The sequence below is a fragment of the Maritimimonas sp. 2405UD52-3 genome, from assembly GCF_056591715.1.
This window is the reverse complement of sequence record NZ_JBWQOL010000002.1, coordinates 571976-585908: the sequence shown is the minus strand read 5'-3', so window position 1 is coordinate 585908 and position 13933 is coordinate 571976. Positions and strand designations below refer to the sequence as shown.

12 protein-coding genes are annotated in these 13933 nt (G+C 36.5%); all 12 read left to right on the top strand.

The window, feature by feature from the left end:
- Positions 1-182: 182 nt before the first annotated feature.
- A complete protein-coding gene (gene ilvD, locus AC1EU5_RS06965; protein ID WP_480191649.1) occupies positions 183-1859 on the top strand; it encodes a dihydroxy-acid dehydratase in 1677 nt (558 codons plus the stop codon).
- A 31-nt stretch (positions 1860-1890) separates the two neighbouring features.
- Positions 1891-3624 carry a biosynthetic-type acetolactate synthase large subunit gene (gene ilvB / locus AC1EU5_RS06960; protein WP_480191648.1) on the top strand — a complete coding sequence of 578 codons (1734 nt, stop codon included), beginning with the start codon at positions 1891-1893 and terminating at the stop codon, positions 3622-3624.
- 5 nt (positions 3625-3629) lie between these two features.
- Positions 3630-4148: an acetolactate synthase small subunit gene (ilvN, locus tag AC1EU5_RS06955; RefSeq protein ID WP_480191647.1), complete on the top strand. Its 519-nt coding sequence runs from the start codon at positions 3630-3632 to the stop codon at positions 4146-4148.
- Between the two features lie 11 nt (positions 4149-4159).
- Positions 4160-5659 carry a ketol-acid reductoisomerase gene (ilvC, locus tag AC1EU5_RS06950; protein WP_480191646.1) on the top strand — a complete coding sequence of 500 codons (1500 nt, stop codon included), beginning with the start codon at positions 4160-4162 and terminating at the stop codon, positions 5657-5659.
- A 4-nt stretch (positions 5660-5663) separates the two neighbouring features.
- Complete coding sequence (ilvA, locus tag AC1EU5_RS06945) at positions 5664-6926, top strand: threonine ammonia-lyase (RefSeq protein ID WP_480191645.1); 1263 nt, start codon at positions 5664-5666, stop codon at positions 6924-6926.
- A gap of 32 nt (positions 6927-6958) precedes the next feature.
- Positions 6959-8557 carry an NADP-dependent glyceraldehyde-3-phosphate dehydrogenase gene (locus AC1EU5_RS06940; RefSeq protein ID WP_480191644.1) on the top strand — a complete coding sequence of 533 codons (1599 nt, stop codon included), beginning with the start codon at positions 6959-6961 and terminating at the stop codon, positions 8555-8557.
- 445 nt (positions 8558-9002) lie between these two features.
- Positions 9003-9620, top strand: coding sequence for a GNAT family N-acetyltransferase (locus AC1EU5_RS06935; RefSeq protein WP_480191643.1), 618 nt, complete (start codon positions 9003-9005; stop codon positions 9618-9620).
- Positions 9617-10804 (top strand): argininosuccinate synthase, encoded by a 1188-nt coding sequence (locus tag AC1EU5_RS06930; protein ID WP_480191642.1) that lies wholly within the window; start codon positions 9617-9619, stop codon positions 10802-10804. Before AC1EU5_RS06935 ends, AC1EU5_RS06930 begins: the two co-directional genes overlap by 4 nt.
- Positions 10801-11778 carry an N-acetyl-gamma-glutamyl-phosphate reductase gene (gene argC / locus AC1EU5_RS06925; protein WP_480191641.1) on the top strand — a complete coding sequence of 326 codons (978 nt, stop codon included), beginning with the start codon at positions 10801-10803 and terminating at the stop codon, positions 11776-11778. Before AC1EU5_RS06930 ends, argC begins: the two co-directional genes overlap by 4 nt.
- Positions 11779-11865: 87 nt before the next feature.
- Positions 11866-12675 (top strand): pyrroline-5-carboxylate reductase, encoded by an 810-nt coding sequence (gene proC, locus AC1EU5_RS06920; RefSeq protein ID WP_480191640.1) that lies wholly within the window; start codon positions 11866-11868, stop codon positions 12673-12675.
- 2 nt (positions 12676-12677) lie between these two features.
- Positions 12678-12809: a hypothetical protein gene (locus AC1EU5_RS06915; RefSeq protein ID WP_480191639.1), complete on the top strand. Its 132-nt coding sequence runs from the start codon at positions 12678-12680 to the stop codon at positions 12807-12809.
- On the top strand, positions 12806-13933 hold the full coding sequence (locus AC1EU5_RS06910) for an aspartate aminotransferase family protein (protein ID WP_480191638.1): 1128 nt from the start codon (positions 12806-12808) through the stop codon (positions 13931-13933). The genes AC1EU5_RS06915 and AC1EU5_RS06910 overlap by 4 nt, the downstream gene beginning before the upstream one ends.

Below are 13933 nucleotides of genomic sequence, written 5' to 3'. Positions count from 1 at the left end.
GCAGGAAGGCTTTTTTTATTTAAAAAAATAGTGTGAACATAGTAATAATTATGGTTTAAGCATTTGATTTATAAATAGTTAAAATTAAAAGTAAAAACCTGAATTTAACTTAAGAATTTCAAAGTGAGGCTAAAAAAAGCACCTGAACATCTAGTTTTGAAGTTCTGTATGTAAAGAAACGAATGAAATTAAATAAATACAGCAAGACTGTAACCCAAGACCCTACACAACCAGCAGCACAAGCTATGTTGCATGCTATAGGCTTAACTGATGATGATTTTCAAAAACCATTAGTTGGTATTGCGAGCACAGGTTACGAGGGGAATCCGTGCAATATGCATTTAAATGATCTTGCAAAATTTGTAAAGAAAGGAACTAAAGAAGCTAACCTTGTTGGATTGATTTTCAATACAATTGGTGTGAGTGATGGTATTTCTATGGGTACACCAGGAATGCGTTTTTCCTTGCCATCCAGAGATATTATTGCAGATTCTATGGAGACGGTGGTACAAGCTATGAGTTATGACGGATTGGTAACAGTAGTTGGATGCGATAAAAATATGCCGGGTGCATTAATGGCTATGCTACGTTTAAATCGACCCTCTGTATTGGTATATGGCGGTACAATCGCTTCAGGGTGTCATAAAGGAAAGAAACTGGATGTAGTCTCGGCTTTTGAAGCATGGGGTGAAAAAGTAGCAGGGAAAATTGACGAAAAGGAATTCAAGAGTGTCATACAAAATGCTTGTCCGGGAGCAGGAGCTTGTGGCGGTATGTATACAGCCAATACTATGGCTTCGGCTATAGAAGCTTTAGGAATGAGTCTTCCTTATAATTCATCAAATCCGGCAATAGGTGGCCAAAAAGAAGCAGAAAGTGTAAATGCAGGAAAGGCCTTAAAGTATTTATTAGAAAATGACATCAAGCCATCAGATATAGTGACTAAAAAGTCACTAGAAAATGCCATTCGATTAGTAACGGTAATGGGTGGTTCTACCAATGCGGTACTACACTTTTTGGCAATAGCTAAAGCAGCGAATGTTGAATTTACCTTAAAAGACTTCCAACGTATTTCAGACGAAACACCATTTTTGGCAGATTTAAAACCAAGCGGAAAATACTTAATGGAAGATGTACATAGAGTAGGCGGCGTTCCGGCAGTGTTAAAATACTTATTGAAAAAAGGATTATTACATGGTGATTGCTTAACGGTAACAGGTAAGACCTTGGCTGAGAATTTGGCTGAAGTTCCTGATCTTACTAAGGGGCAAGAAGTGATCAAACCTTTAGAAGATCCAATAAAAGAAACAGGGCATTTAAGGATGCTTTATGGTAATCTGGCAAAAGATGGTGCCGTAGCCAAGATTACAGGCAAGGAAGGGTTATTGTTCAGAGGAAAAGCCAAGGTATATGATGGCGAATTTGCTACCAATGATGGTATTAAAAATGGAGAAGTGCAAAAAGGAGATGTTGTGGTAATTCGTTACGAGGGACCGAAAGGTGGACCGGGCATGCCAGAGATGTTAAAACCTACATCAGCTATTATGGGTGCAGGTTTGGGTAAGGATGTAGCCTTAATAACTGATGGTCGTTTTTCTGGAGGTACCCATGGTTTTGTAGTGGGACATATAACTCCAGAAGCTCAGGAAGGCGGAGCAATTGCTCTTGTTAAAGATGGCGATTTTATTACTATAGATGCCAAGAAAAATTCATTAGTGCTAGAAGTACCAGAAGAAGAATTGGAAAAGAGAAAACAGCAATGGAAAGCTCCTAATTTAAAGGTGAACAGTGGAGTACTTTATAAATATGCAAAAACAGTTTCATCTGCATCACAAGGATGTGTAACAGATGAATTCTAACAAATAAGAGATCATTTTAGAGAAAGAGAATATGAAAACGCAAACTGCAACACTTGAAGACAAAACAACTCAGGGTAAACTACAAATTACAGGTGCGGAAGCAGTGGTGAAGTGTCTGTTGGAAGAAGGAGTTGATTTGATTTATGGATACCCCGGAGGCGCCATAATGCCAGTATATGACGAATTATATAAATACCAGGATAAGCTCCATCATGTATTAACACGTCATGAGCAAGGTGCTACACATTCGGCTCAGGGTTATGCAAGAGCTACAGGAAAAGTAGGCGTGGCTATAGCCACCTCAGGGCCTGGAGCCACAAACCTTGTAACAGGTATTGCTGATGCACAAATAGATTCAACGCCTATGGTATGTATCACAGGGCAGGTGCCGAGGCATTTATTAGGTTCTGATGCGTTTCAGGAAACTGATATTATTGGAATTTCTATGCCAGTAACCAAATGGAATTACCAGGTAACCAAAGCTTCAGAAATTCCTGAAATTATGGCAAAGGCCTTTTATGTTGCACGATCTGGTAGACCAGGCCCCGTATTAGTAGATATTACAAAGAATGCACAGTTTGAAATGCTAGATTTTGAATACAAAAAGTGTACTTCTGTACGTAGCTATAAGCCGAAGCCAAAGGTAAATCTCAAACAATTAGAAGCCGCAGCAGAAATCATCAATACCGCGAAAAAGCCTATGATTGTTTTTGGTCAGGGTGTTATTTTAGGGGAAGCAGAAGAAGAGTTTAAAGCATTTATAGAGAAAACAGGAATTCCGTCTGCATGGACGATCTTAGGATTGTCAGCCTTACCAACAGAGCATCCATTGAACGTGGGTATGGTGGGCATGCATGGAAATTATGGCCCTAACAAACTTACCAATGAGTGTGATGCCCTAATTGCTATCGGAATGCGTTTTGATGATCGCGTTACAGGTGATTTAAATACCTATGCTAAACAGGCCAAGGTTATTCATTTTGAAATTGATCCTGCTGAGGTAGATAAGAATGTAAAAACAGATGTTGCTGTATTAGGTGATGTAAAAGAAACATTGGAAGCTATACTACCAATGGTAAACTCAAATTCACACCCTAATTGGTTAGAAGAGTATAAAAAATATGATGCTATAGAATATGAAAAAGTCATTAAAAATGACTTGTATCCTGAGAAGGAGGGATTGACTATGGGCGAGGTTATTAAAGAAATTAATGCAGCTTCAAAAGGTGATGCCATTATTGTTTCAGACGTTGGACAGCATCAGATGATTGCGTGTCGCTATGCCAAATTCAATCAGAGTAAGAGTAATATCACTTCTGGTGGATTGGGTACGATGGGCTTTGCACTTCCGGCAGCTATTGGGGCCAAGATGGGAACTCCTGAAAGGGAAGTCGTAGCCATCATTGGCGATGGTAGTTACCAAATGACCATTCAAGAGTTAGGGACTATTTTTCAGACAAGAGTGCCGGTAAAGATAGTAGTGTTAAACAATGATTTTTTAGGCATGGTACGTCAATGGCAGCAGTTATTTTTTGATAAGCGCTACGCGTCTACAGAAATGACGAATCCTGACTTTGTAACCATTGCAAATGGCTATCAAATAGAAGCCAAGCGTGTAACAAAAAGAGAAGAACTGGCAGCTACTATTCAAGAAATGATAGCCTCCAAAGATGCTTACTTTTTAGAAGTATGTGTAGAAAAAGAAGATAATGTATTTCCAATGATTCCAAGTGGAGCATCAGTATCAGACGTAAGATTAAGTTAACGAGTATGGAAGAAGAAAAAATATTTACAGTTTCAATATATACAGAAAATAATGTAGGATTACTGAATCGAGTTTCTGCAATTTTCTTGAAAAGACATATCAATATTGAAAGTATGACCACTTCACGTTCAGAAATTGAAGATGTGAATCGATTTGTGATCGTGGCAAGGATGAGTGAAACGCAAGTAAAAAAAATAGTGACCCAACTTGAAAAACAAATTGAAGTCATCCGTGCATATTATCACACGGACGAAGAAACTGTATTTCAGGAATCAGCGTTGTTTAAGATTTCAACAGAGCATCTTTATGATGAAGTTATCCAACGTAAGTTGAAGTTCAGACAGGCAAATATTGTTACAATTACTGAAGATTTTTTTGTAATTGAAGCATCAGGTTCTAAAGCACATGTAGATAAGTTATATGATAGATTAAAACCATATGGGTTGTTACAGTTTGTCCGTTCAGGGCGTATAGCCATAACAAGAGAGAAAATGGCAATTTCAGAATTATTACAAGAATTATAAGGCATAAAAAGATGGCAAATTATTTTAATGGACTTTCATTAAGTCAAAAATTGAATCAACTAGGTAAATGTAGATTTATGGAATCTTCAGAATTTGAAGATGGTGTAAATGCATTGATTGATAAAAAGATTGTAATTGTAGGCTGTGGTGCACAAGGCCTAAATCAAGGATTGAATATGCGAGATTCAGGACTTGATATTTCATATGCGCTTCGTGAACAAGCGATTGCAGAACAAAGAGCATCGTATAAGAATGCAACGTCAAATGGTTTTACAGTTGGAACTTATGATGAACTGATTCCCGATGCGGATTTAGTATTAAACCTAACGCCAGATAAGCAACATACTGCTGTTGTTAAAGCAGTGATGCCTTTAATGAAAAGAGGTTCTACACTATCATATTCACACGGATTCAATATTGTTGAAGAAGGTATGCAGGTTCGTAAGGATATTACGGTCATTATGGTAGCGCCAAAATGCCCGGGTTCTGAAGTACGCGAGGAATACCTGCGTGGATTTGGAGTACCTACATTGATTGCAGTACACCCTGACAATGATCCGGAACGAAAAGGATGGGCTCAGGCAAAAGCATATGCCGTTGCAACAGGCGGACATAGAGCAGGAGTATTAGAATCGTCTTTTGTAGCAGAAGTGAAAAGTGATTTGATGGGTGAGCAAACCATATTATGTGGTGTATTACAAACAGCATCCATTTTATCATTTGATAAAATGATTGAAGAAGGTATTGATGCTAATTACGCTGCCAAACTGATTCAATATGGTTGGGAAACAATTACTGAAGCGTTGAAACATGGAGGTATTACCAATATGATGGATCGTTTGTCAAACCCGGCAAAAATTAAAGCGTATAACCTTTCAGAAGATTTAAAGGCAATTTTAAAACCGTTGTTTGAAAAACATATGGATGATATTATTTCTGGTCATTTTTCAAAAACTATGATGGAAGATTGGGCGAATGATGATGTAAACTTACTAACATGGAGAGCTGAGACTGGTGAGACTGCTTTTGAAAAAACAACTGCTACGTCTGATGCTATTTCTGAACAAGAATATTTTGATCATGGTGTGTTGATGGTTGCTTTTGTTAGAGCTGGTGTTGAATTGGCTTTTGAAACCATGGTGGCATCAGGTATTATAGAAGAATCTGCCTATTATGAATCATTACACGAGCTTCCTTTAATAGCAAATACAGTGGCAAGAAAGAAATTATTTGAAATGAATAGAATCATTTCTGATACTGCAGAGTATGGTTGTTATCTATTTGATCATGCAGCAAAACCTCTACTTGAAGATTTTATGAAATCGGTTACAACTGATGTGATTGGCAAATCGTATGCAAGTTCCAATCAGGTAAATAATATTGAATTGATTGCTGTAAATGACGCTGTACGAAATCACCCTATTGAAAAAACCGGTAAGATATTACGTGCTGCAATGACAGCGATGAAGATTATTAAAACGCAAGAAAAAGAGGAAGCAGTATTGGCATAAAGCAATGAATGTTACCCAAACATATATCCCTGAATTGGTTGAAGTTAGGAACGCTGCTGCTACATTGAAAAACGTAGCAGCAGTAACTCCTTTAATGAAAAATTTTACCTTTTCTAAACTTTTTGAAGCCAATGTACTATTAAAACGTGAGGACTTACAACAAGTACGTTCCTATAAAATTCGTGGTGCATATAACAAGATTAGCTCTTTAAGTGAAGAAGAACTAGCTCGTGGTATTGTATGTGTAAGTGCTGGAAATCATGCACAAGGTGTAGCGTATTCATGCAAAAAACTAAAAATTCAGGGTACTATTTTTATGCCGGCACCTACGCCTAAACAAAAAATAGAACAGGTCCAGATGTTTGGAGGTGATGCGATTACCATTGAATTGATTGGGGATACTTTTGATGATGCTTATGCGGCTGCAAAGAAGGCCTGTGAGCAACTATCAAAAACGTTTGTACACCCTTTTAATGATGAAAAGATTATAGAAGGGCAGGCAACGGTTGGACTGGAAATCTTAGAGCAAACGGAACATCATATAGACTATGTTTTTGTTCCTGTTGGAGGAGGAGGATTGGCCGCCGGATTATCTAGCGTTTTTGATGCATTATCACCAAACACGAAGATTATAGGAGTAGAACCTTCTGGTGCACCTTCTATGAAAACGGCTATCGAAAAAAATGAAGTGATACGACTGGAAACTATAGAAAGATTCATTGATGGAGCCGCTGTGCAACAGGTGGGAGATTTGACTTTCTCCATTTGTAAAGAAAACCTCGATGCGATGATCACCGTTCCTGAAGGTAAGGTATGTCAAACTATTCTTGATTTGTATAATAAAGATGCCATTGTAGTAGAACCTGCTGGTGCATTGACCTTGGCAGCTCTAGACCAGTATGCTGAGGAAATCAAAGGGAAAAATGTAGTCTGCATAGTAAGTGGTAGTAATAATGATATCACCAGAACCGCAGAGATCAAAGAGCGTGCTTTGTTGCATGCCAATTTAAAACATTATTTCATCATCCGTTTTCCACAACGTGCTGGAGCCTTGAAAGAATTTGTTGCTGAAATTTTAGGACCAAATGATGACATCACACACTTTGAATATACTAAAAAATCAAGCCGTGAACAAGCACCTGCAGTGGTAGGTGTTGAATTAAAGAATGAAGCAGATTTTGAACCTTTGGTCCAACGTATGAAAGCACATAACTTTTTTGGCGACTACCTTAATAATAAACCTGATTTATTTCAATTCTTGGTTTAAATAATCGAACTTTGTTAGAAAATTAAGACAGAATGATCTCAACTAATTATATACCTGAAAAATTTCAGATTACATCTTTATTGCATCAAAATACGTATTTGGTCAATGGTGAATTGATTAAATGGACTGGTAATACTTCTGAAGTGCACTCTCCCATACTTACAGAAAATGGAAGTGGAGAACATGCAAAAACCTTATTAGGTACTATTCCTACTTTAGGTGAAAAGGAAGCCATAGATGCTTTAGATGCAGCCTGTGCTGCTTATGATAAGGGACAAGGTGAGTGGCCTACAATGAAAGTGGCTGATCGTATTACATGTATGGAAAATTTCGTTGAAAAAATGAAAACCAAACGCGATGAGGTGGTAAAATATTTGGTGTGGGAAATCTGCAAGACCACTGCTGATGCTGAAAAAGAGTTTGATAGAACTGTTGATTATATTTATGATACTATAGAAGACTATAAGAATATGGATCGCAATAGTGCCCGTTTTCAAAAAAATGGTGGCATTCATGCGCATATAAGAAGAGGACCATTAGGAGTCGTGTTGTGTTTGGGTCCATACAATTATCCTTTAAACGAAACATTTTGCTTATTGATTCCTGCATTGATCATGGGGAATACCACCATTTTCAAACCTGCAAAACATGGAGTATTATTAATCTCACCATTGCTTGAAGCTTTCAAAGAGAGCTTTCCGAAAGGAGTTGTAAATGTACTGTACGGTAGAGGTAGAGCAGTGGCATCTCCAATTATGAAAACAGGTAAGATTGACGTATTGGCATTGATTGGCCATAGTTCATCTGCAAATGCACTGCAAAGTCTGCATCCAAAATCAAATAGATTACGATTGGTATTAGGACTTGAAGCAAAAAATCCTGCGATTATCTTACCAGATGCAGATATTGACCTGGCTGTAAATGAATGTATTGCAGGAACCTTATCTTATAATGGCCAGCGTTGTACAGCTTTGAAGATTGTCTATGTACATGAGAATATTGCTGATGAATTTAACAAGCGCTATAGCGAGAAAGTAGATGCTTTAAAATATGGATACCCTTGGGAAGAAGGAGTGAAACTCACGCCGCTTCCAGAACCTGGAAAAGTTGAATATATTCAAGATTTAATTGATGATGCTAAAGCCAAAGGTGCAGAAGTCATTAACGAAAGAGGAGGGGAAATACTAGATAATTTTATTTTTCCTGCAGTCTTATATCCGGTTTCTAAAGATATGAAAGTATATGAGGAGGAACAGTTTGGCCCGGTAGTACCCATAAGAACTTTTAAAAATGTTGAAGAACCTTTAGATGATATTGCTGATTCTAATTATGGACAGCAGGTAAGCTTATTTGGCAAAGATTTAAACCAACTGTCTCGGTTAATTGATACTTTGGTAAATTTAGTGTGTAGGGTAAACCTGAATAGTTCTTGTCAGCGCGGACCTGATGTGTTTCCGTTTACCGGAAGAAAAGACTCAGCGGTTTCTACCTTAAGTGTGCATGATGCTTTAAGGAGTTTTTCTATAAGAACGTTTATTGCTTCTAAAGACAATGAGTACAATAATCAAATATTAGAGGACCTGTTAGACTCTAAGAAATCAAATTTTGTAAGTACAGATTATATTCTTTAAAGTTAAATAAGAGCCGTAAATGATTGTGTAATTACAAAAAAAGATAATTTGAATTTTCATTTTATAAATGAAAACGATATATGTTGAGAAATTCATAATTCTTTGCTGATTTGGCATTAAAATTGTCTTCATTTAAAAAAAATGACTAGTTTTACATTATGATTACAATTAAAAATAAAATACGATTCACACTTCCCGGTTTACCCGAGCGCCGTCGCCGCTCTTAGTATACTGCTTAAACCCGATTCGTAAATTTTATTTTTAAACCATGTACAACAATTATCACATAATATTTTTCTCAACAACTAGTAGCACTCTTAACAGATGTGTTTTGCGTCGTCGTTTCCCGCGTCGCCCGTAAGGGTGTTTCCATAATTTAGAACTCAGGTGTGTCCGGTTCTCCTTTCAAAGATTTTTCTCAGATTAATAATAAAAAAGTATAGCAATGAAAATCATAATTGCTGACAAATCACATAATATTTATGCAGATATTATCTGCCAAACCATATCAGACTCTGCCAGTGTTCGAGGAACGGGTATCGCGAAGCGTACTCCAGAATATGTTATATCTAAAATGGAAAAAGGAAATGCGGTTATCGCATTGGATGAAGATAAATTTGTGGGGTTCTGTTATATTGAAGCTTGGGGTCATGGCAAGTTTGTGGCTAATTCAGGACTTATTGTGCATCCTGACTATAGAGGAAAAGGGTATGCAAAAAAGATAAAACAAAAGATATTTGAACATTCCAGAGCAAAGTTTCCTGACTCAAAAGTCTTTAGTATTACCACAGGATTGGCAGTAATGAAAATGAACAGTGATCTTGGATATAAGCCTGTTACTTTTTCTGAGTTAACGGACGACCAAACATTTTGGAAAGGTTGTCAAACCTGTAAAAATTATGATGTCTTACAACGTACAAAACAAACGATGTGTTTATGTACCGGAATGCTATATGATCCAAATTCCAAAAGGAATGGTAAAGTTGAAGAAGTGAAACCTAATGTGTTTCAAAGATTGAAAAAAATAAAACAAGCTAGGTTTTTAAAAAAGAATAAAAAATGAAAAAATTGGTATTAGCCTATAGTGGAGGATTAGACACATCTTATTGTGCTGTGCACCTCTCAAAAGATTTAGGATATGAAGTACATGCTGTAAGCGTAAATACAGGTGGCTTTACTGAGCAGGAAATCCAAGAAATAAAAGCTAAAGCCATACAAATGGGTGTAGCTTCTTATACAAATGTTGAAGCCATTTCAGAATACTATCAAAAGGTGATAAAGTATTTGGTATTTGGCAATATTTTGAAGAATAATACCTATCCGTTATCTGTAAGTGCAGAACGAATTGTACAGGCTATTAAGATTGTAGAATATGCTCAGCGTATAAAAGCTGATTGTATTGCACACGGTAGTACCGGTGCAGGAAATGATCAGGTTCGGTTTGATATGATCTTTCAAACATTAGCGCCAGAAATTGAGATCATAACCCCTATACGAGATAATAAATTATCTAGACAAGAAGAGATTGATTATCTCATTGAAAATGGAGTTGATATGTCTTGGCAAAAAGCTAAATATTCTGTGAATAAAGGGCTTTGGGGAACCAGTGTTGGTGGTGATGAGACACTGACTTCTGAGAAACCTTTACCAGATGATGCCTATCCATCACAGTTACAAAAAAAGAATGAGGAAAAGGCGGTGTTGACTTTTGAAAAAGGAGAGCTAGTTGCTTTTAATGGAGCAAAGAATACACCAGAAAAGAATATTGAATTACTGAATGATAGTGCTTCTCAATATGCTATTGGTAGAGACATCCATGTAGGAGATACCATTGTAGGCATTAAAGGTAGAGTAGGTTTTGAAGCGGCTGCCGCTCTGATCACCATTAAAGCACATCATTTATTGGAAAAACATACACTTACCAAATGGCAATTACAGCATAAAGAATACCTCTCTAGCTTTTATGGAATGCACTTGCATGAAGGACAGTATTTAGATCCTGTTATGAGAGATATTGAGGCCTTTTTAGAAAGTAGCCAAGAAAAGGTTAATGGAGACGTAGTTGTTAGTTTAAAGCCATACCATTTCTCATTGGATGGGATCACTTCAGATCATGATATGATGCAGGCCAAATTTGGAAGCTATGGAGAAATGAATAAAGGTTGGACGGCTGATGAAGCCAAAGGGTTTATTAAGATTTTGGGGAATCAAAATAAGATCTATCAACAAGTAAATTCAACAAAATGATTAAGGTAGGAATTATAGGTGGTGCAGGCTATACTGCTGGTGAGCTGATTAGACTACTGCTATTTCATAGTGAGACGCAACTCGACTTTGTATTTAGTACATCCAATGCAGGAAATAGAATAGACAGGGTTCACCAAGATTTGGTAGGTTCTACGGATCTTTACTTTACAAATGAAATAAACCCCGAGGTAAATGTATTGTTTTTATGCCTGGGGCATGGTAATTCAAAAGTATTCCTAGAAAAGAATCAGTTTGCATTGCATACCAAGATTATTGATTTGAGTAACGATTTCAGATTGGAATCTGGAAAGAAGTTTCAAGAAAAAGAATTTGTCTATGGTTTACCTGAATTACAAAAAGAAGCGATTCAAGAAGCCAATTATATAGCAAACCCAGGGTGTTTCGCTACAGCTATTCAACTAGCCTTGTTGCCATTAGCACATGGAAATTTACTTGCGAGCGATATTCATGTGAATGCTGTGACAGGAGCCACGGGAGCAGGTGTTTCGTTATCAAAAACAACGCATTTCACATGGCGTGATAACAATTTTTCATATTACAAACCTTTTGTGCATCAACACTTAGGTGAGATCAATCAATCGGTAAAACAATTACAAGGTAGTTTTAATAATGAAATTTATTTTATGCCTAATAGAGGAAATTTCTCTAGAGGCATCTTTGTTACTGCATATACTGATTTTAAAGGGGATGTCGAAGAAGCAAAAGAGTTATTCAAATCCTATTACAAAGATGCGCAATTCACTGTTGTTTCAGAGAATGAATTGCATTTAAAGCAGGTGGTAAATACGAATAAATGTTTGATCCATTTACATAAATACCAAAACAAATTATTAATAACAAGTTGTATTGATAACCTACTAAAAGGAGCTTCAGGACAAGCAGTTCAAAACATGAATCTCATGTTTGGATTTGAAGAAAAAGAAGGATTAAAACTAAAAGCGAATTATTTTTAACAACGTCATTGCGAGTATAACGAAGCAATCTCTTCAAACAGATTACTTCAGTCGTACCTCCTTCGTAATGACAACAAAAGGAAACAGATGAAAATAGCAATAATAGGCGTAGGTAATTTAGGCTATTCAATAGCCGAAGGGATTTTGAGTAAAGAAAACCTATCATACATATCATTGTATTTATCAAAGCGTAATGTAGGTTCTTTAACTGCTTGGAAAGAGCTGCCAAAAGTGCATATTACAACAGATAACAAAGAAGCGGTTAAAAAGTCTGAGCTAATAATAATTGCAGTTCAACCTAGTCAACTAGATAAAGTCTTAAAGGAGATAAAATATTTTATAAACCCTAAACGTCATACAGTTGTATCTGTAGTTACCGGTAGAAAAATTCATCAAATAGAGAGTAACGTTGGTGAAGATGTTGCGGTAATAAGGTGCATGCCTAATACTGCTATTTCTGTTGGGCAATCAATGACTTGTTTAAGTGCAAATGAAAAAGGGAAGAAGAAAATAGAAGAAACTAAAATGATCTTTGAAGCTTTAGGTAAAACCATGTGTATAGAGGAAGAGCTTATGCAAGCAGCTACGGTAATTTGTGCTAGTGGTATTGCCTTTTGGATGCGCTTAATTAGAGCAACAACACAAGGAGCTATACAACTTGGATTTGAAGCGCATGAGGCGCATGAATTATCTATGCAAACATGTTTTGGAGCAGCAAGTTTATTAATAGAATCAGGAAAACACCCAGAAGAAGAAATAGATCGTGTAACCACACCAAGAGGTTGTACCATTGAAGGCTTAAATGAAATGGAGCATCAAGGGTTAAGTTCATCACTTATTAAAGGCATTGTAACATCTTTTGAAAAGATCAATGCCATAAAAACGAATCAATTATGATGATGAGTCATTTCATATTTAAAGCTTCTTTTGATAAAGCTGATGCTAAATTAAAAGTGAAAGAACATAGTAAAGCAGAAAAAGCGATGCCACACTTTGTGGAGAATTATAAAGAAAGAGAAGATAAGAAATGAGCAATTTGTTTGACGTATATCCATTATTTGATGTCACTCCTGTAAAGGGAAAGGATGTCTTTGTATATGATGAAAAAGGTGTAGAATACCTTGATCTATACGGTGGTCATGCGGTAATTTCTATTGGGCACTCGCATCCAGCATATGTAAAATATATTAGTGATCAAGTGTCAAAACTTGGTTTTTATAGTAACTCCATCCAGAATCCTTTACAATTACAATTATCCACTAAACTTATGAAGCTTTCTGGATGTGAGGACCATAAATTATTTTTATGTAATTCAGGAGCTGAAGCCAATGAAAATGCTTTAAAATTGGCTTCGTTTCGTACAGATAAGAGTAAGGTTATTGCGTTTAAAAATGGATTTCATGGACGTACATCGGCAGCCGTTGCGGCTACAGATAATCAAAAAATCATAGCTCCTATCAATGCACAACAGGAAGTTGTTTTGTTAGAGTTTAATGATTTAAAAAGTGTTGAAAGAGAATTGGTCAAAGAGGATGTCTGTGCTGTTATTATTGAGGTAATTCAGGGGATAGGTGGATTGGATGAAGCCACGTCAGAATTTTACCAAGGTTTAGCTCAATTAACAAAAAAGTATGGTGTATTATTGATTGCTGATGAAATTCAGTGTGGATTTGGAAGAACAGGTGACTTTTTCGCTTTTCAAAAACATAATATACAACCTGATATTATTTCTATGGCCAAAGGGATGGGTAATGGGTTTCCTATTGGAGGAATTTTGATTCACCCTAAGATAGAAGCATCACATGGATTATTGGGAACCACCTTTGGAGGTAATCATTTGGCTTGTGCAGCTTCATTAGCAGTTCTTGAGACCTTAGAAAAGGAAAATTTGATGAAAAACGTTGCTGAGATTTCAGAGTATTTTGTTCAAAAAGCAAAGGAAGTCCCAGAGATAAGAAGAATAAAAGGTAGAGGGTTAATGTTGGGGTTAGAATTTGATTTTCCAATTAAGGAATTAAGGGCAAAACTAATTTATGATCATAAAATATTTACAGGCAGTTCTAAAAACCCTATGGTGTTGAGAATTTTACCGCCGTTAACCATTCAAAAGGAACATATTGATCAATTTTTTGAAGCATTAAAAGAAGCCTTATAA